At 43.0% G+C, this 20937-nt stretch carries 12 protein-coding genes; 4 read left to right on the top strand and 8 right to left on the bottom strand.

All coding sequences use genetic code 11. The features are described from left to right. Nucleotides 1–51: 51 nt before the first annotated feature. Nucleotides 52–648: an OmpH family outer membrane protein gene (locus FFF34_016685; GenBank protein TSD63241.1), complete on the bottom strand. Its 597-nt coding sequence runs from the start codon at nt 646–648 to the stop codon at nt 52–54. Nucleotides 649–814: 166 nt separating this feature from the next. On the opposite strand from FFF34_016685, the gene gyrB reads away from it, so the two are divergent. Continuing rightward, entirely contained in the window at nt 815–2773 is a 1959-nt protein-coding gene (gene gyrB / locus FFF34_016680) for a DNA topoisomerase (ATP-hydrolyzing) subunit B (GenBank protein ID TSD63240.1), read from the top strand. Between the two features lie 79 nt (nt 2774–2852). Here gyrB and FFF34_016675 read toward each other — a convergent pair whose 3' ends face one another. The 3 genes from FFF34_016675 to FFF34_016665 are packed head-to-tail and all read right to left on the bottom strand — an operon-like array spanning nt 2853 to nt 10711. Beyond that, nucleotides 2853–3296 (bottom strand): clan AA aspartic protease, encoded by a 444-nt coding sequence (locus FFF34_016675; GenBank protein ID TSD63519.1) that lies wholly within the window; start codon nt 3294–3296, stop codon nt 2853–2855. Between the two features lie 48 nt (nt 3297–3344). Then, nucleotides 3345–5603 (bottom strand): BamA/TamA family outer membrane protein, encoded by a 2259-nt coding sequence (locus FFF34_016670; GenBank protein ID TSD63239.1) that lies wholly within the window; start codon nt 5601–5603, stop codon nt 3345–3347. Beyond that, complete coding sequence (locus tag FFF34_016665; protein TSD63238.1) at nt 5600–10711, bottom strand: translocation/assembly module TamB; 5112 nt, start codon at nt 10709–10711, stop codon at nt 5600–5602. Before FFF34_016665 ends, FFF34_016670 begins: the two co-directional genes overlap by 4 nt. Before the next feature lie 250 nt (nt 10712–10961). Between FFF34_016665 and dnaE the strand changes: the two genes are divergently transcribed. After that, nucleotides 10962–14546: a DNA polymerase III subunit alpha gene (dnaE, locus tag FFF34_016660; protein TSD63237.1), complete on the top strand. Its 3585-nt coding sequence runs from the start codon at nt 10962–10964 to the stop codon at nt 14544–14546. Here dnaE and FFF34_016655 read toward each other — a convergent pair. Beyond that, nucleotides 14543–14941, bottom strand: a complete 399-nt coding sequence (locus FFF34_016655; GenBank protein TSD63236.1) for a helix-turn-helix transcriptional regulator — start codon at nt 14939–14941, stop codon at nt 14543–14545. The two genes, dnaE and FFF34_016655, sit on opposite strands and share 4 nt — an antisense overlap. A gap of 130 nt (nt 14942–15071) precedes the next feature. On the opposite strand from FFF34_016655, the gene FFF34_016650 reads away from it, so the two are divergent. Together FFF34_016650 and trxA are read left to right on the top strand one after the other, a co-directional pair. Beyond that, the gene (locus tag FFF34_016650) at nt 15072–15827 is read left to right on the top strand and encodes an SDR family oxidoreductase (GenBank protein ID TSD63235.1); all 756 of its coding nucleotides are present in this window, start codon (nt 15072–15074) and stop codon (nt 15825–15827) included. A 131-nt stretch (nt 15828–15958) separates the two neighbouring features. Continuing rightward, complete coding sequence (gene trxA, locus FFF34_016645; GenBank protein ID TSD63234.1) at nt 15959–16279, top strand: thioredoxin; 321 nt, start codon at nt 15959–15961, stop codon at nt 16277–16279. 75 nt (nt 16280–16354) lie between these two features. Here trxA and FFF34_016640 read toward each other — a convergent pair whose 3' ends face one another. From FFF34_016640 to FFF34_016630, 3 genes are all read right to left on the bottom strand, one after another. Continuing rightward, nucleotides 16355–17074 (bottom strand): DUF2807 domain-containing protein, encoded by a 720-nt coding sequence (locus FFF34_016640; GenBank protein TSD63233.1) that lies wholly within the window; start codon nt 17072–17074, stop codon nt 16355–16357. Between the two features lie 119 nt (nt 17075–17193). Beyond that, nucleotides 17194–18849 (bottom strand): M1 family metallopeptidase, encoded by a 1656-nt coding sequence (locus tag FFF34_016635; protein ID TSD63232.1) that lies wholly within the window; start codon nt 18847–18849, stop codon nt 17194–17196. 80 nt (nt 18850–18929) lie between these two features. After that, nucleotides 18930–20792 carry a CocE/NonD family hydrolase gene (locus FFF34_016630; GenBank protein TSD63231.1) on the bottom strand — a complete coding sequence of 621 codons (1863 nt, stop codon included), beginning with the start codon at nt 20790–20792 and terminating at the stop codon, nt 18930–18932. Between the last annotated feature and the right edge of the window lie 145 nt (nt 20793–20937).

Raw genomic sequence — 20937 nt, 5'->3', positions numbered from 1 at the left:
CCGGGGTTTTAAATATCTCATTAAAAAATCGGTAGCGCAAAAGTGCGCCGATTATTTTTTATTTTTTGCGTAGTCGTCGTTTAGTCTTTTCAAAACATCGGCAGTTACATCAAGGCTTGGGTCGCCGTAAAGTAGGTTAACATTGCCTTTTTGGAAAGTTAAAACCAATTTATAACCTTTTTCTTTAGCATAATCTTTAGTAAACGAAACCAATTTTTCATATAATTTGGTTTGCTCACCTAATTGATCGTTTTGCAATTGTGCAGCGGCATTTTGCTCATAACCCTGTAATTGCTGGCCTTTGGCTTGCAGGCGTTGCTCGGTAGCGGCACGCTGATCGGCGCTTAAGCTGGGAGCAGATTTTTGGTATTCGGCAACTTCACGCTGAAAAGCCTGTTTACGGCCTACAACATCACTTTGGGCAGCTTTGCCTTTATCGCCAAGGCGCTTGTCCATGTCTTTTATGTAGTCATATTTAGCAACTATCGAGTCTTGATTTATATAAACTATTTCAGCTTTTTCCGGCGTAGCTGCAGTAGTAGCAGTAGCAGGTTTATCAGCAGTTTTATTTTGAGTACATGCAGTAACACCTGCAGCAATTAATAATGCTAAAATTGATTTTGTAGCAAATGACGCCTTCTTATTCATTGTGTTTTTAATTAAAAAAATTTTGACAAAGATAAACTTTCGGCACAAGTTTCCTAACCATTTAACACGATGTTTATTACGGGTCATATTTATCCACAATAGTGTGCTAAGTAATGGATATGTGAAGCATTAATCGTATTTTTGAAGGTTATTGTTTTAATAAATTATGAGCGAAGAAAAAGAGGATAAATCGAATTACTCAGCAGATAATATACAGGTTTTAGAGGGTTTAGAAGCAGTACGTAAAAGGCCGTCGATGTACATTGGCGATACCGGCGTAAAAGGCCTGCACCACTTAGTTTATGAAGTAGTTGATAACTCCATTGATGAGGCCCTTGCAGGTTATTGCGATACCATTAATGTTACTATACACAAAGGCAACGCCATAACAGTTGTTGACAACGGCCGCGGTATACCCACCGGTATTACCACAAAAGAGAAAGTATCGGCATTGCAAATTGTAATGACCGTGCTGCATGCCGGCGGTAAATTTGATAAAGACACTTACAAAGTATCGGGCGGTTTGCACGGCGTGGGTGTAAGTTGCGTTAACGCGTTATCGGTTCACGTAAAAACTGTTGTATATCGCGAGGGTAAGATATTTACACAGGAATATGAGCGTGGTAAACCGCTGTTCCCAGTAAAAGAGATAGGCGTATCTGATAAAACCGGTACTACCCAAACATTTCAGCCGGATCCGGAGATATTTACTACCACCACCGAATACAAATTTGAAACACTGGCAACCCGCTTACGCGAATTGGCATTTTTAAATAAAGGTATCCGCTTAACTTTAACCGACGAGCGCGAGACTAACGATGATGGTACTAACCCAACAGAGGAGTTTTTCTCTGAAGGCGGACTAAAAGAATTTGTTAAATACCTTGATGGCACACGCGTTGCCATCATCCCCGAACCGATATACCTGGAAGGTGTTAAACAAGGTATACCTGTTGAACTGGCCCTACAGTATAACGACACTTACACCGAGAATGTACACTCGTACGTAAACAACATTAACACCATCGAGGGCGGTACACACGTAGCCGGTTTTAGGATGGGTTTAACACGTACTTTAAAGGCTTATGCTGATAAAGAAGGATTATTAAAAAATGTTAAGGTTGAAATTACCGGTGATGACTTCCGCGAAGGATTAACCGCCGTAATATCTGTAAAAGTGCAGGAGCCCCAATTTGAAGGACAAACCAAAACAAAATTGGGTAACAGCGAGGTTAGTGGTGCCGTTAACGTTGCCGTAGGCGAAATTTTAGGTAACTACCTTGAAGAGAACCCGCGCGAAGCTAAAATGATAGTGCAAAAGGTAATACTGGCCGCTACAGCCCGCGCTGCAGCCCGTAAAGCCCGCGAAATGGTACAGCGCAAAAGCGTAATGAGTGGTTCGGGTTTACCGGGTAAACTATCTGATTGCGCCAATAGCGACCCAACCTTATGCGAGTTGTACCTGGTAGAGGGCGACTCGGCGGGTGGTACCGCCAAACAGGGCCGTAACCGCGAGTTTCAGGCTATATTACCATTACGTGGTAAGATACTGAACGTGGAGAAAGCCATGGAGCACAAAATTTACGAGAACGAAGAGATAAAGAATATGTTTACCGGCCTTGGTGTAAGTATTGGTACGCCCGAAGATGCCAAAGCTTTAAACTTAGCCAAGCTGCGTTATCACAAAATTGTGATCATGACGGATGCCGACGTGGACGGTTCGCACATTACTACATTGATATTGACATTCTTCTTCCGTTATATGAAAGAACTGGTTGAATATGGTTATGTATATATTGCTTCGCCGCCATTGTACCAGGTTAAAAAAGGTAAAGAGTTTGAATACTGCTGGACAGATGCACAGCGCGATGTGGCTATACAACGCCTAAAAGGCGCCGGTAAAGAAGATAGCGTACATGTGCAACGCTACAAAGGTTTAGGAGAGATGAATGCCGAGCAATTATGGGAAACGACCATGAACCCGGCAAACCGCACACTAAAAAAGGTAAGTATTGAAAATGCTGCAGAGTGCGATCACACCTTCTCAATGCTGATGGGTGATGAGGTTGCCCCACGCCGCGAGTTTATAGAGAAAAACGCCAAATACGCACGTATAGACACGTAAGATGTGCAAATGTGCAGATGCTTATATCATATCAGCCCCGCTCAAAAAGCGGGGCTTTTTTGTTACATAATTTAATGATCTATTTCAGCAGTAATACCTTCTTCCCGTAATCAACTACGGCTTTGTACTTCATCAATATATCGCTGCCCAAAACACCCAGCACTTCCGGGTGGCCTAATTCGCGGTAAGCGATATTAATGGTAGATAGGTCGAGTACAGCTACTTCTATTTCGGGTATTACAAGATCGCCGATCCATAAGTTTTGGATAAGGGCGGTAGACGAGGTCATGCTGTTGGTGCCTAAACCGGTTGATAGCCTTTCGCTGGCGGTAATATCGGCTTCGTTATTGGCTTGCAGCAACATTTCATGATCAAATGCAGTGCGCGACGCCCCTGTATCTAAAACTACCGTAAAGGGCTTGTTAAATACCTTAATATCTAACAATGGGTGATAGCCATCGCCATGCAGGTCAATAATAGTTAAGGGTACGGTAATTTTCGATCTGGTTATGCGCTTTGCCATCATATGCAGCTATTAAACGCTGCAATATAGCAAACTGTATAAGCCAAATTAAAACGGATAACCTATAGCTATATTTAAAATGGCGTTTTTAAAGCTCGGGCTTATTGACCGTTGCTGGCCCGGTATTGTATATGGCCTAACCAGCGGGAAACCAAGATCGGTACGCAGTACTAATATGGTAGCATCAAACCTTAAACCAAAGCCGGCATCTACTGCCATCTGGCTTAAAAAGTTTGGCCCAAAGGTGCCACCCGGCTGGTGCGGTTTGGCATTCCAAACGTTACCGGCATCGGCAAACAATGCGCCGTAAACAATACTGAATAATTTTGGCCTGTACTCGATATTCGCCTCAAGTTTGATATCACCCGATTGATCAGCAATAAAGCCACCTGTAGATGTCGGGTTAACCGTACCCGGGCCTATAGAGCGTGCCCTAAAGCCACGTAAACTATTTGGGCCACCTATAAAGAATTGCTGATTGTAGGGCAATATGGTTGAGTTACCATAGGGTAAACCTAAGCCTACTAAAATGCGGGTAGCTATTTTGCTGTTAGGGCCTATCTTTTTAAAGTACCGTAACTCGTTCTCTAATTTTATATACTGGTTAAACGGCGTGCCTAAAAAGGTTTTTACCTTGCCGCCTAATGTATCGGCACCTGTAACAATGCCCAATAAGTTATTAGACAGACTTAACTTACCACGATAATAAATACTGTTGCTGCGATAGTCTTCGGTGGTGTTATCAAATGTATAGGCATAGCTTGGCCCCCAGGTAAATTGTGGGTCAATAACGTGTTTGAGCGCCGGGTTACGGTTGTTTGGGTTTCTAATACTATCGGTATACAATTGGCTTACATTACGTGGTGTTACGTAATTAACTTCTAATAAATTAAGCTCGTTTGTTTTATGCAGGTTGGATTTGAACTGATACCCAAACGAAAAATTATATGAATTTAAAGTGTAAAGCTTGGTACGATTAATAATGGAGTACCCCAGCATTAAATTGGTGCGCGGTATATAGGCATTGTCCGACTTAAAGTTAAACGGAGCCAAAATAATGCGCGGCCACGATAGGCTGGTTTGTACACCATACTGGTAAACGTTAAACCCACCATTTTTACCGCCAACCTGCACATCGGTACTTGCAAAAGCAGTAACTGTTATCAACTCGCCACCTTTAAACGCATTGCGGTTTCTCCAGCTTACATTTAATTGCGAGCCGGTGTAGTTGGCAGATGTGGTACGGCCTAAAATTTCCGCCTGTAAAGACTTCTTTTTGTATGGGGTTAAAAAGTAATATACATCCAGTTTAGGCGAATCAGGTGTTACATCTTCAAAACGATTTTTAACATAACGATAGGGCCCTAAATTTATAAATCTGTTTAACGAGTTGTTATGTGTTGTGCGGCTGTAAACATCATTGGGGTGCAACAATACAGTATTAGCAAACAGATAAGGCCTCGCCGTTTTACGCGGGTCTACAATATTATACCAGCGGTAAGGTGCAGCCTGGTCCAGTTTTAACGAGGTGTCGCGTAAGGAATAGTTTGGGTAAACATATATGTTACGGATGGTGTACACCTCACGTGCTCTTTCAGGCGTTTCGGGTTTAATGCTCACTATCATATCAACCTTGTGGCCCTGAATGGTGCTGTCAACCTTTACGATCAATTGTTCAGGCGCAAAAAAGAAGAAACCTTCGTCCTTTAAACGTGTATCAATTCTAATCCTTTCCGATTTAATGATATCGAGGTTGTATTTATCGCCCGGCTTTAATAAAGTTTCTTTCATTGTGCCCTTTACTGCTGTATCCAGGCTGTTATCAGTAGCACTGGGGAAAATCACTTTATTTATGGTGTAAGCCGGTCCGGGTAGTGCAGTAAATATAGCCTTAGCAGTTTTCTCTTTACCTATTGTATCGCCGCTAACAGTAGCCTGAAAATAGCTTTCGTTTTGCAGGCGGTTTTGCATAATAGTACTGTTTTTGGCAAGGTCTACCTGGCTTATTAATACCGGCGGCTCGCCGTATTTGCTAAAGAATTTTTGGATGAAACCCTTACGCGCCCGGGTTTTATAGTATAGCCAAAGCTTTATGCGCATACCCAATATTGATGAATTAGGCTTGGGGCGTATTAGCGCCTTCATTTCGGAGCTTAGGGCTTTAGCATCGCCGCTGCTAATGGCTTTATCCTGTATTTTTACTGTTCCGCCGGTATATAATTTTTCGCCTTTGGGTAAAAACTTAGTAGTACTACAGGCACTAAGCAGTACCGCCACTAATAGCAAATATGTTATACGTTTCATCATTGTGTTGTGGTCTGGGTGTTTGCCCTTTCGTCTTTAGCTTTTTGTTGGGCTGCTTTTTCCTGCTCGTCTTTTACCTTTTGCTCTTCTTTGTATTTTTTGCGCATTTCCCGTTCTTCCTGGGTACGCTTGCGGAAAAGTTCCCTGAAACGGTTATATTCCACAGTTAACGAGAAGCCTAAACCGGTTTCGATAACCTGGCCCTGTATCACTATAAACTCGTCTTTTCGGTAAGCCCGCAGCGCATAACGTCCGTCTTTGCTTAGTTTATAATTTACCGATAGATTACCCGCAATATTGCTTGTTTTTTGGCCTTGCTGAGCACCCTCTAAATTAAAGTTATTACCTACTGACACAGTTAGCCTGTCGTTAAGGAAACGCTTGGATAGTCCTACATTCAAGTCCGTTCGGTTGGTAGCCGTCCCAGACGAATAGTCCTCGCCCGAGGTTAACCCAAAGTTCAGGTCTACGCCTGCTATCAGGCTGCCTGCAAGGCGGTTTAGCTGGTCGCTTAATAAACTGCTTACACTGCTGCGTATGGCGCCTTCAACACCGGCGCTTGCACCCTGGCTTTGTAAAGGGTTATCGCCAATAAAGTGGCCCAGCACCAGTACGCCCAAAACTTGTTTGTTTAGCTCATTAGGATCCTGCCTTATTTGCGACAGGCGGGTATCAACAGTGCTTACTACCGTTTGCGATACAGTGTAGTTACTATCAGGTAAAACAATGTCAAAGCTTATTTCAGGTTTTAACAGCTCATTCTTTAAATTCAGGTTTACGTTAAAAGGTAGCTTTTGCTTGTATTGTGTTTGGTCGGCATCGGTTAGCTGGTTAGCCACAAGGTCGATAGGGGGTACGTTAGCTACATAAATAGCCGTTAGATCAATGTTAGCGCTGGTTGGGTCGCCTGTCCAAACAATAGTGCTGCCCGGCTTAAAATTAAATTTGCGGCTTACCGTTGCGTACGATAGGTTATACGAGCCCGAGCTTACCGTATATGTACCTGTTAAGCTGGTTTTGCCGCTTGGGTCTATACCACCGCTTAAATGCGCCTCGCCTTGTAACTGCACTACATCGCCGTTACGCTCGTCAACCACAATGGTGAAGTGGGCGCTCTTGTTAATGTTTACAGTAGCGTTAACATCAAGACCTGTTAGTTCCGATTGTTTTAACGAATCCAGCTGTTTAGCCAGCAATATCGAATCCATTTGCGGGGCGCTTTGGTCAATAAATTCAACCACACCTTTACGGTCTTCTACGCCCGGGTCGCTGGTAGGCAACACAAAGGTCATGTCAGTTTTTTCGTTAACGGTAAGGTTGGCATCAACAACAGGTTTAGCCATATCGCCCCGTACTTTAATGTTGCTATTTAAAAACAGCTTACCGTAAAACAGCTTATTATCTTTTTTAGTGGAGTTAACTACCCTGAAATTATCTGAATTTATATCCATACCGAATTTAAAGTCGGTGTAGGTTTTGGTGTAGATAGAACCTGTAATTATCGCCTTATTGTTGGTAGAATCTACCAGCGTAAAATCGTTAAAGCGTATACCTTCGTCGTTAAAAGTAATGCTCTCTTTAGGCATAGTAAAGTACGAGTTAAGCATGGCTACGTTAAAGGCAACCTGGTTAAATTGTACGTTACCACGCACAGCAGGGGCGGTTGTAGTACCTGTTATTTTTAGCTGACCGGTAATATTACCGCTGGAATTGCGGATACTGCCAAAACTAAAGCCCTGTACACTCTTCATACCCAGGTTAACAATGTTTAGGTTTAAATCAAAACGGCTTTCGGGTGTGGTATAGTAAAGGCCGTTCAAATCAACCTGGTTACCGCGGCCGGTTATGCTCATGCTGGCGGCATAGGCATTTTGGGTTTGGTTGTTTACTTTTAATGCTACATTACCAATAGTATCGCCTCTGAAGTTGAAATCGCTTACATTTAAGGCGGTTGTAAAAACCGGCGATTTTTGGAAGTTGCTGATCTCTGCATTGCCGTTAATGGTACCGCCAACCAATAGGGAATCTTGCTTGGCGAGTTTAGTTAAAGTTTCAATATGAAAGTTCCTGAAATCAACCGTAATGGGCGAATTAAACTCGCCCGAGTTACTATTGGCGCTTAACGTTTGGTTGCTGTTACTTATACTGAAGTTGCGGGCCAGTATACCTTTATTTCCGTAAAATAGAGCGTTATTAGGGTTAACGGCCCAGGCGGTGTAATCAAGCAGTATGCCATCCTGTAAAAAGCTAAATTGATATTGGTTAGGTAGGGCGCTAAATACACCGGCTATACGGTAGCGCTCTTTTTTAGCGTTATCGCGCACCTGCAGGTTAATGCCAAGTTTATTGTTTTGTGCGCTGCCCGATATACTGGTGAACAAAAGATCTAACGATGAGCCAACCTTTACTTCATCAACAGTTAAGTTGTAATTAAGCGCGTTGTTGCCGGTATTAACAGCCAGCTTTAAGTTGTTAACGGTATTGGTGCCATATATTACCCTTGGTGCAGCACCATTCACTACTAACTCGCCTGTTGCACTGTTAAATCGGCCATTAAACAAAACAGGATCAAGCTGTTGTAAAGCCGGTGCAAATTGGGTAAGCAGCGGTGCTTTTACCAGGCGGGCATCAAATGTAAATTGCTGTGGTTGGTATTTTACTTTAGGCTTATTGGTAGCAAGGCTGGTGTTGTAATATTTGTCTATCAGGTCCTGCATGGCGGGAGCAAGCTGTGTTAATTGGTATTTGCCAGCCATGCGCGCGCTAAACACAGCTGTTTTCAATTTCAGGGTGCTGCTGTCGGCATTAGCGGTTGATATTAAACTAACGGTATCTAAATTAATGCGTGTGCCGTTGTTGTTAATCAACAGGTCTGTAGCTAAAATATTGGCGTTTAAATAATCAGGGTCGGCAGTGGGTACGTCCGCTACTATCTTACCGTGAAAACGCATAGGCGTTGTGGTAAAGTGCAGTTTTTGCAGGTCAATGCTATCCACCAAAACAGTCCCTTTTATTGATGGGTATTTCTTGTTCATGTTGGCCGCCAAATCAATATTAAATTTGATGTTTGGGTCTTTCATGTAAGCTTTAGCCACATAACTGCCGTTGCGTGCTGTGCCCTTCATTACCAAATTGCGATAGTTGTAGCCTTTTACCTGCGCGGTTACCACATTACCGTTAAACTTAAGGCTGGCCGTTTTAGGGTCAAGTCCGGCGCCGCTAATATTGGCCGTCATGGTAACCTTGCCTACCATTTGCGGCTGCTTGGTAAGGGCACCTACATTTAAATCATTTGCTTTTATATTGGCCGAATAGGTTTCGCTGCCTTTTCGTTTACCGCTTTTCATGGCGGCTACTAAATCAACCGCGCCATAACTGCTGCGCAAAATCATTTTTGTATTAAAGTTTTTCATGCTACCCTTAAATGTTCCTTTCAGGTCCATATTTTCGGGGATGCTTACATTGGCAGGTATAGTACCTTTTGGTACCAGCCGGGCAATATCATACCTGCTGGTGCGAAAATCGGTGATATTCAAATCGAAGTATGCTTTTTCTACATCAGGCAGGCCGCGCATTGTGGCTGATGCCTTTACGTAGGTATTGCCAAAGCCGCTCAGTTCTAAGGTAGGTATGCTTAGGTTATCAAGCCGGCCGGTTACACGTCCGTTTATTTTTAAAATGGTGTTTGGCGATGATTTAAACGGTTCCATTGACGCCATAGTGGGCATCAGTAATAGAACATCTCTCAGGCTTAGTTTGCTGCCATTTAAATTGGCATTTATACCCAAGGCGCCCATATTGGTGGTAATGGCATCAATAGACGGGTAAGTAACTTGCAGATCCTTTTGAATCACAGAGCCGGGAGTTTGTACAAGCAAATCTTTCAGGTAGGCGTTTTTTGGGCCGTAGAAGAAAGCGGTATGAAACTTATTAATGCTAAGGCCGCTTTTCTCGTTAAAGGTGAATGAATTGATCTTGCCCGATAAACTATCCGGCCGATACACAATATGTTCGGCATTAGCATTTAGGTTTTTGATATCCATGTGCGCAAAATCAAGGCCGCGGGCTATAGGGTTTTGCGCATTATTATCAAACTTAATATGATCATTCACCAGGGTGATTTGGCCTAATGCTGCCGACCAGCCTTTAGTTTGGGTAGAAGAAGTCAGCGTATCTATCTTCTTTATAGTTTTTTCGACAGCTTTTGTTACCGTTTGTGGTTTAGCAAACGTAAAGCCGGCTTTAGTGTCGTTTAAGGTAACAGATTTAATACCCACAAATTGGTTCTTCAAATCTATCTTATCCATATTCACCAAAAACTTGCCCAGGTCTACCAGGGCAGTCATTTCGCTGCTTTTATAATCTAGTTTTACCTTATCTACGTTTATCTCACCCAGGGTAAGGGTCATATTTAGCGGCTTAACAGCGGTATCTACCGTAGCCGCTTGTGAAATAGACGAGCCTGCCGGTGTTTGTATAATGCGCGCGTTAACGCCGCTCAGGTTTATTTTGGGTATGGTAAATTTCATTTTATCCATATCAAAATCCTTAATGCGGGTATCAAAGTGCCCCAGCAAAAATTTAACATCGTTGCCGGTGGTTACATCTTTGTAGGCAATGTTTATACGGTCTAAAATGATCTTATCAACCGAGAATTTCATGGTTGATGTGGTGTCTTCGGGCTTTACCTCTTTTTTTTGTTCGCCGGCAAAGGCTTTAATAATATAATCAAAGTTAAAAAGGCTATCGGGGCCGCGGCTTACCTTGGCGGTAATGCCTTCCAGGTTTATTTCGTTTATTTCAACCTTGTTATGCAGCAGTTTAAAAAGGGTGATATCTACCTTTAACTTATCGCCGGCTATAAGGGTATCTTTTTTCTGATCCTCAAAATAAACGTTCTCTAAAACCAGCAGTTTGGGCAGGCCAAGGCTAATATGGCCAATCTCTACTTTGGTATGGATTTTATTTTGTAAAAAAGTTACCGCCTTATCTTTCGCAAAATTTTGCACAGCAGGAACCTGTATTAAAATAACCACAAGCAACACCAAAAATATGATGCTCGCAATTATCCAAAGTATTGTTTTAAGGGCTATGCGTCCAAATCGTTCCAAATTCGTGATAGTTAAGGTATTTTCTTATAAATTATCAAACAGTATGCCTTTACAGCGTAATTGTATTTTTTTAACACTTGTAAAGGCTGATTTGTTTTTATAAGATCCGGAGAAATTGCTGTAAAATATTTGATATATCTAAGCATTTTACAGATAGTGAATATAGCTTGTAATTTTTCAACATACACAACTTTAAGCAACGATTTTTGGTAAATTTGTCATCCACACGATATAGAGAGACTGATATACCATGCCCGATTTTTCGCACTTACACGTACATACCCAGTTTAGTTTACTTGACGGTGCAGCTGATATATCAAAGCTGTATAAAAAAGCGGCTGCCGATGGGATGAAGGCTTTGGCCATTACCGACCATGGCAATATGTTTGGCGCGTTTAAGTTTGTGGCTGAAGCCGGTAAACATAATATTAAGCCTATAGTTGGCTGCGAGTTTTACGTAGTAGATGACAGGCACAAAAAGCAATTTACCAAAGAGCATAAAGATAAACGTTACCACCAGCTAATGTTGGCTAAAAATGCCGAGGGATACCAAAACCTTATTAAATTATGCTCGCTGGGGTACATGGAGGGTTTGTATAGTAAATGGCCCCGCATTGATAAAGAACTTATTTTAAAACACCATAAAGGCATTATTGCTACTACCTGCTGTATTGGTGCATCGGTGCCGCAGGCTATTTTGCGCGATGGTGAAGCTGCCGCCGAAATAGAGTTTAAATGGTGGCTTGACCTGTTTGGCGAAGATTTTTACATCGAAATGCAGCGCCACGAGATCCCCGAGCAGGAAACGGTAAACAACGTGCTGGCTAAATTTGCCAAAAAGTATAATGTTAAGGTGATCTGCTCAAACGATTCGCACTATGTGGATCAGCAGGACTCTAACGCCCACGATATTTTGCTGTGTGTAAACACCGGCGATATGCAAAGCACCCCCATTGCTACTGATGAAGAAGGAGGTAAGGGCTACCGCTTTGGGTTCCCTAACGACCAGTTTTATTTTAAAACGCAGGCCGAAATGGGTAAACTGTTTCATGATATCCCCGAGTCGTTAGATAACACTAACGAGATAGTGGATAAGGTAGAAACCTTAAAGCTAAAAAGGGATATTTTATTGCCTAACTATGTTATACCCGAAGAATTTAAAATACACAAAACGCCCGATGCCGATACCCTTAATCAATGGGAGTATTTAAAGCACCTTACCTTTTTAGGTGCCAAAGAGCGTTATAAAGATATTAGCCCCGAAGCTGAGGAACGCATCAACTTCGAGCTGTTTACTATACGTACCATGGGTTTTGCCGGGTACTTTTTAATTGTGGCCGACTTTATAAAAGCAGGGCGCGATATGGGCGTATTTATTGGCCCCGGTCGTGGTTCGGCAGCGGGATCGGTGGTGGCCTATTGTACAGGTATCACCAATATCGACCCACTGAAGTATAACCTCCTGTTCGAGCGTTTCCTTAACCCCGACAGGAAGAGCATGCCCGATATTGATACGGACTTTGATGATGCCGGCCGCCAAAAGGTTATAGACTATGTGGTTGATAAATATGGCAAAAACCAGGTAGCCCAAATTATTACCTACGGCTCGATGGCTGCCCGTACCAGTATACAGGATGTAGGCCGTGTGTTGGATATGCCACTGTCTGAAGTGAACGCCTTAAAAAAATTGGTGCCCGAAACATTAGGCATTAACCTAAAAACCGCTATTGAGCAGGTGCCCGAATTGCAGGTGATATACAAATCGCCGGATTTAAAGGGTATAGTATTACGCGAGGCCGAAAAGCTGGAAGGATCGGTACGTAACACAGGTGTGCATGCCGCAGGTATCATCATAGCGCCTTATGACCTTACGGATATTGTACCCGTAGCAACAGCCAAAGATTCGGACCTGCTGGTTACCCAATATGATGGCCGTGTAATTGAAGACGCCGGCGTAATTAAGATGGACTTTTTGGGCCTTAAAACCCTTACCATTATTAAGGATGCGCTAAGGCTAATAAAGCAAAATCATGGTGTTGAAATTGATATAGATTATATTCCGCTTGACGACCAGGAAACTTATGAGCTTTACCAGCGTGGCGATACCAACGGTACTTTCCAGTTTGAAAGCGACGGTATGCAAATGTATCTGCGCGACCTAAAGCCCGATAAATTTGAAGACCTGATTGCCATGAACGCCCTATACCGCCCGGGGCCGATAGAGTATATACCCAACTTTATTAAACGTAAGCATGGCTTAGAACCCATTGTTTTCGATCTGGCTGATATGGAAGAATACCTGGGCGAAACCTATGGTATTACCGTATACCAGGAGCAGGTGATGCTTCTGTCGCAAAAGCTGGCAGGCTTTAGTAAGGGCGATGCCGACGTTTTGCGTAAAGCAATGGGTAAAAAGCAAATTGACGTACTCAACAAAATGGAGGCCCAGTTTATGGATGGCGCCATAGCCAAAGGTCACCCTAAAGATAAGCTTACCAAAATTTGGAACGACTGGAAAGCATTTGCCCAATACGCGTTTAATAAATCGCACTCTACTTGTTATGCTTTTGTGGCCTATCAAACGGCTTATTTAAAGGCAAAATATCCGTCAGAATATATGGCGGCGGTATTGAACAACCAAAATAACATGGAGAAGATCACCTTCTTTATGGAGGAGTGCCGCCGTATGGGTGTTGAGGTATTAGGTCCTGATATTAACGAGAGCGACATGGCTTTCGCCGTAAATAAAAAGGGGCAGGTACGTTTTGGGCTTACCGGCGTAAAAGGCGTAGGCGAAAAGGCTGTTGAAAGTATTATTGAAGAACGTACAGAACGCGGCCCATATAAAAGCGTTTACGATTTTGCGCAACGATCTAACACACGATCAGTAAACCGCAAGGCTTACGAAAATTTGGTTTATGGCGGCGCGTTTGATGAATTTGATTTAAACCGTGCACAATTTTTTGCCAAAACAGAAAACGGCCTGTTAACCGGTATAGAACGCCTTATTAAATATGGTAACGATTACCAAAATACGCAAAGCAGCTCGCAGTCGTCGTTATTTGGCGGGTCGGTGGCATCGTATATACCCGAACCGGCAATGCCCGATGCCGAGGAATGGGCGCTTATAGAAAAGCTGAAATACGAAAAGGAGGTGATTGGTATTTACCTAACCGGCCACCCTTTAGATAATTTTAAATTCGAAATAGATAAATACTGCAATACCACCATTACCGAACTAAAGAACATCCAAAAAGCCCGCTCGGGCGAGGGGGGTGAAGAGGTGATGAACAACTTGGCTAACCTACGTAAACGCGGCGAAATATGCATAGGCGGGCTGGTATCAAGCGTGCAGCATAAATTTACTAAAATGGGTAAGCCCTTTGGTGCTTTTGTTTTAGAAGATTACAACGAATCGTACGAATTTGCCTTTTTTGGCGAAGACTATGTGAAATTCCGCAACCTGATGGTAGAGGGTTACTTTTTACATATAAAGGGTAACATCGAAGAAAAATTCCGCCAAAAAGATAATTGGGACCTGCGCATAACCACCATGTGCCTGTTATCAGAAATGCGCGATAAGCTCACCAAATCGTTAACGGTTTGTTTGGATGTGCGCGCCTTAAACAATCAATTGCTGGATAGCCTGCAACAAGTTATCAATACCAATAACGAAAAGTACCCGGCAAAAAGCTGCCAGCTTAAATTCAAAATAAACGACGGCGAAGAGGCCATGTATGTTAACTTGCTATCAAAAACACATAAGGTAAGCCCAAGCGACGACCTGATGGCCGATATATACAGTTTAACCAATATGCAGGCGGTGTTGCTTTAGTTGCTTAGGGCTTGCGGCGCGGTATCTTTTAAGGTATAACAGCTAATATCGGCTACTTTAATAGTATCCCTGTTTTCGCTTAAAAAATGGCTGCCCCAAATTTCTAAGGTGTAAAAAATATCTGTAAGGCGTTTGCCCAGGTCGGTAAAGGCGTATTCAACGCGTGGGGGCACTTCGGGGTAAACTTTTCGGGTTATAATTTTATCCTCTTCCAATTCTCGTAGCTGCTGCGATAGCATCTTTTCAGTAATGCCGGTTATGTTGCGGTTTATTTCGCTGTAACGCCTCGGTCCGTTTAATAATTGGTTCAGTATTTTCAATTTCCACTTACCGCTTATTACACTTAAGGCCGCTTCCATGCTGCATGTGTATTCCGGGTGTCTTTGTTTTGTCATCTTAATAAATTGAAAATGGATTTAAACCGATTGCGCCCATATCCTACCAAATAGTGCGCTGCAAACAAAATGGTGCATTCTTGCCAAATGATTAGATTGCACCTACATTTGATGTATTAAAACAAAGATAATGAAAAAGTTAGCTAATAAAACAGCCGTAATAACAGGCGGAAATAGTGGAATAGGCCTGGCCACAGCACAAGAATTTATCGCCCAGGGTGCAAAAGTGATCATCACAGGGCGTAACCAAAAAGCTATTGATGAAGCAGTTGCCCTGCTTGGCAGCAATGCGTCGGGCGTAATTGCCGATAGTGGTGATATGGCGCAAATAAAAACCCTTGGTGCCCAGGTAAAAGCCGTTGCCCCCAATATCGATATTATATTTATTAACGCCGGCATAGGTAAGTTTAACTCGGTTGACCAAATGAGCGAGGATATGTTTGATGAGATAATGGATGTAAACTTCAAGGGTGCTTATTTTACCTTGCAGCAATTATTGCCTCTTGTAAATGATGGCGGCTCTATTGTGTTTAACACCTCTATTAATGCGCACATTGGTATGCCGGGTGCAAGTGTTTATGCAGCAAGTAAAGCGGCTTTGCTTTCGCTCACCAAAAACCTGGCTGCCGAACTTTTACCGCGCCGCATAAGAGTGAATTCGGTAAGCCCCGGCCCTGTAGGTACACCATTACACAGCGCCGGAAAGCTGGGACTTACAGATAATCAGTCACAGCAAAGGGATGAGGCGATTACTAAACTAATACCTATCGGCCGCTTTGGTACCATGGACGAGCTGGCCAAAATAATTACTTTCTTCGCTTCCGATGATTCTACCTATTTATTAGGTGCCGAATTAATTGCTGATGGTGGTATGTATAATTTATAATAGGATTGTTAATAAAGCCACTGTCAAATAGGTAGGTGTTAATAATATAATTGTCACATTGTCATGCGGGTACTTGTGGCAAGCTATTTGAATAGTATATATTTGTACAACAAAATTTAAAAATATAAATCATGGCTTTAGAAATAACTGATGCAAACTTTGAAGAACTTGTTCTTAAATCAGATAAACCGGTACTTGTTGATTTTTGGGCAGAGTGGTGCGGTCCATGTAGAATGGTTGGCCCTGTAGTAGAAGATATTGCTAAAGAATACGATGGCAAAGCCGTTGTAGGTAAAGTAAATGTTGACCTTAATCCCGGTATTTCTGTAAAGTATGGCATCCGTAATATCCCGGCCTTGTTATACTTCAAAAATGGCGAAATTGTAGACAAGCAAATAGGCGCAGTTCCAAAATCAGTATTGGCTGATAAACTGGCTAAGCAATTAGCATAACGCTCAACATAAAAAAAAGAGGGGCTCGTGATCATCACGAGCCCCTCTTTTTTTTGCGTAAAGCTTTTACTTATATTACATCCTGCTGATGCTGCCGCTTCCTGCTTTTGAGCTGGAAATGTTGGTAGCGCCACCAGTATAGTGTACATCGCCCGAGCCTACAACCGAGGCATCAATTTTTAATGAAGCGTTAACCCTTGCATCGCCCGAACCTGCTACCCTTACTGATGTAGTGGTAGTAGTTAGGTCTTGAGCAGTATAATCGCCCGAGCCTACTACGCTTACGGTTGAAGTTTCGGCACGGCCGGTTACAGTAATATCACCAGAGCCCGAAATGCTGCTTTCTAAATTCTTAACATCCAGTTTGCCTGTAATGTCGCCCGAGCCGGTTAGCTTTAATTTGAAAGAAGGAGCTTTTAAGCCCTCTTTAAAATAAACATCGCCCGAACCTGCAAGGCTAACACCGGTTACATCTTTGATGGAAACATAGATCACCATCTTTTTATTACCTGTCCAGTTCCAGTTGATACTTTTTTTGTTGCGTATTACCAATACACCGTCTTCAACCTCGGTAACTATGTTACCAATAACATCCGACGGTGCCTCAACCTTAACTGATTCGGTAGAACCTTGTACAATATAAACATCAAATGACCCGGCAACGCGTACAGCGTTAAAGCCGGTTAAGTGGCGGTCTTCGCTATCAAAAGCTTTGGCAATGGTGGTTTTTGCAAAGCTATAGCTGCTTATGGCGACGAATAAGGCAGCCATTAAAATTTTTTGTAGTGCTTTCATTGGGGTTTTTAGTTTGTTTTTATTAGACGCAGATGTAACTAAAACGTTGCACTATTTTGAAAATAAAAACCCGCCATGCTAAACGAGTTCGGCATGGCGGGTTTTTTAAAACTTCTTATTTAATCTACTAATACACCAATGTAATAGTTAAAGGTATCTACCTCAATGTTGTCTTTAGTTGCGCCGTCAAGCTCAAGCGGGGCAAAGCTTGTTTTAGGGATGATGAATTTATACTCGCCGCCTTTAACGCGCACTTTAACCGGCATGTTAAAACCATGCACATCGGCTACCCAGCGCACCATCATTTTACCGTTAATGTTCATAAACTCCAGCGTAGGTAAGGTGGTGTATTTTAAATACTGCTCAAATACAGGGTTAAGGTTTTTGCCGCTTTGCTCGTTTATATAGCCTGTAATATCCTCGTAGGTTACGGTTTTGTGGTAAAAGGTTTTGTTTAACCCGCGCAAAATACTTCGCCATTTTTCATCGTCGTTTATAATGGTGCGTATCATGTTCAGCATATTGCCGCCTTTATAATACATATCGCCCGAACCTGATCTGTTTACGTTATACGGCCCTTGTATAGGGGCGGCGTTCTGGATGGCCATACGGGTACCGTGCACATATTCCTGCCCGGCCTGTTTGCCCCAGTTATCTTCAATAAATAACGATTCGCTGTAGTTGGTGAAGCTTTCGTGTACCCACATATCGGCAACATCCTTACTGGTAATGTTGTTGCCAAACCATTCGTGGCCACTTTCGTGTACCACAATAAAATCCCATTTTAAACCCCAGCCAGTGCCCGATAGATCGCGACCCAGGTAGCCGTTTTGGTAGTGATTGCCATAAGCTGTGCCGCTTTGGTGCTCCATACCCAGGTGATGGCTCTCCACCAGTTTGTAGCCATCTTCGTAAAAAGGGTAGGGGCCAAACCAGTGTTCAAAAGCTTTGAGCATTTTGGGTGCATTTTCGCCCCATTGTTTTTTGGCTTTCTCCAGGTTATAGCTTAGCGGCCAAAAATCCATGGTCAGCTTACCTTTTTCGCCATTGTATACGCCCGAGTAGTGCGCGTAATCGCCAATGTTGGCTTCAATGTCGTAGTTATTGATGGGGTTAGATACAAACCAATCGAAACGAGTGTAGCTATCCTTTAGCTTGGTAACCTTGCGTAAACGCCCGTTTGATACATCTTTTAAGCCGTCAGGCACACTTATACTAATCAGCGCGCTATCTACCTCATCGGCCTGGTGGTCTTTTGTAGGCCACCATATACTGGCGCCTATGCCCTGGCAGGCGGTTGATACCCATTTATGGCCAAGCGAATCTACATTATACTCTATACCGCCATCCCATGGGGCGCGTTTGGCAATGGTTGGGTTGCCCGAATAGTATACGGTAAATCCATCCTTTGTGCCTTTGGCAATAGTTTTAGGGAAGGTGACAAACACCGCGTTAAATTCGCGGGTAAATGGTACTTCCTGGCCTTTGTAAACCACCTTATCTACTTTTAGATTGGCAAACAGATCGAACTGTAGCTTGGTGAAATCATCAACCGTAGTGAACTTGAACAACACGTTACCGCTAATGTATTTATTATCGATATCAAACTTCACATCCAGGTGATAATAGTTAATGTCGTAGCAGGTACGTAATGGCGTAAGCATGCCGCGCAAAGTATCGGCACGGGTAAATGTTTCGCGACGGCCTTGGGCAAAGGTAAGGTATGGTAACAGCAGCAATGCTGTAAAGCATAAAAGCTTGTGGTTTATTTTCATTCGTTTATTATCAGTATTATTAAATCTAAATTCTTTAAAGCAGATAGGAACTAAGCCCCAATCTCTAACCTTTTATCCCCCTACTTCAACACCTCCACATCTATATAACTATCGTTAAATACCGTGTGGGTTGCTTTTATGTAATCGCTTTCTTCGGCTTTGTATGGGTTTTCTACAAATTTTTGCGGGTTACGCGCATACAGCGGAAACGATGTGCTTTGTACTTGTATCATTATACGATGGCCCTTTTTAAAGGTATGCAGCACATCGTTCAGGTGAAAGTTGACATCAGTTTTTTGGTTTGGCACCATGGCCTCCGGTTTTTCAAAACTGTTACGGAAACGCGCCGGCATTATTTGCGACCGCACCATTTGCCAGTAATTGCTCAGGATAATGTTTTTGTTGGGCATATAAGCGTTGTTAGGCTCGTTTGCCGGGTAAACATCTATCAGTTTCACAATCCAATCGGCATCGGTGCCGGTAGTGGCTACTTTAAGCTTCGCCATTATTTCGCCGCCAAGGGTAACATCATCGGCCAGTATATCTGTCTGAAAAACCAATACATCGGTGCGGCGGCCGGCAAAGCGCTGGTCCTCGCTCATGTAATTATGCGGTGTAAAGCCAACTGTTGTGGTATTATCCTCCGTATAAGGTACGGGCTTTAGCGGGTCGCTTACAAAGCTGGTACCGGCTTGTGTGGCAGGCTGTGCTTCGGCAAGTTTGCCATCGGCGCTTAGGTAAAGCTTTTGATGTGTAGCTGCCGGCGAAGGCCATTTATCAAATGTTTGCCATTCTTTTTTGCCGGTATTAAACATATAGGCTTCGGGCAGGCCACTGTTTTTATCGCCGTTACCTTTCAGGAAATGGTTAAAAAACTTCTGCTCGATGCTTTTTTGATAGAAAGTGGCAATGCTATCGCCAAAGTAGATGTTGCTGTGCATGGTGTGCCCCGTCTCTCGCGACCACCTGCCATGCCCAAACGGACCCATTACAATGGTATTGTAAGCATTAGGGTCTTTCTTCTCTATGGTTTTGTAAATAGCCAGCGGGCCTGTCAAATCCTCGGCATCAAACCAGCCGCCAACCAGCATTACCGCCGGTTTAACCTTGTTGTAGTGTTTTAACAAACCACGTTTTTGCCAAAACTCGTCATAGCTGGGGTGGTCAATGGTTTCCTGCCAGTAAAAGTTGTCTTTATAGTATTTCTGCGCGTTTTTTAGCGGACCAAGGTCAAGCAAAAATTGGTAGCCATCCTTGGTGCCTGGGTTTATCATTTGGCTGGTAAACCAGCTATTAGCTGTGGTATCCTTTTTTTGTACACCAAATACCGGGAAGGTGAAAAAATAACTTTCAATAAAAGCACCGTTATGGTGGAAATCGTCAAAAAAGAAATCGGAGATAGGTGCCTGCGGCGATGATGCCTTTAACGCGGGGTGGCCGCTTAGTATGCCGGCGGCAGTATAAAAGCCCGGATAGCTAATGCCCCATTGGCCCACTTTGCCGTTGTTACCGGTAACGTTTTTTATCAGCCAATCAATAGTGTCATAAGTATCCGATCCTTCGTCCACATCCTTTTTGCTTTTTTTATCATCAATCACCGGGGTCATGTTGGTCCAGGTGCCTTCGCTTTTGTAGCGGCCGCGCACATCCTGGTACACAAAAATATAACCCTCCTGCATCATGTATTTTGACGGGCCCAACTGGCCGGGGTATTTAGTTTCGCCGTAAGGGGCGATGCTGTAGCAGGTGCGCTGCATCATTATAGGGTATTTATTATCCTTTGATGCATCTTTAGGGGTATATATGGAGGTGAAGAGTTTAATACCATCGCGCATGGTGATGTAAACATCTTTTTTAGTGTAGTGCTCTGTTACGTAATTGCTTTGCGCAAAAGCAGAGGTAGCCGCACAAATAAAAAATAAAAAGGCGTAGATCTTTCTCATTGTGATGTGGTGATTAATACAAGCTAAATTTAGCAAGTAATTAATAATTATGCGAACTGTGTATAATAAGTTACAAAACCGGGTAATTATTAGGTGGTTTAGGGTAGGATGTAGGGATGAGGACTTTGTATTTCAAAACAAGTGT

This window comes from Inquilinus sp. KBS0705 (assembly GCA_005938025.2).
Classification (GTDB): Bacteria; Bacteroidota; Bacteroidia; order Sphingobacteriales; family Sphingobacteriaceae; genus Mucilaginibacter.
This window is presented reverse-complemented; position numbering and strand designations above follow the sequence as displayed.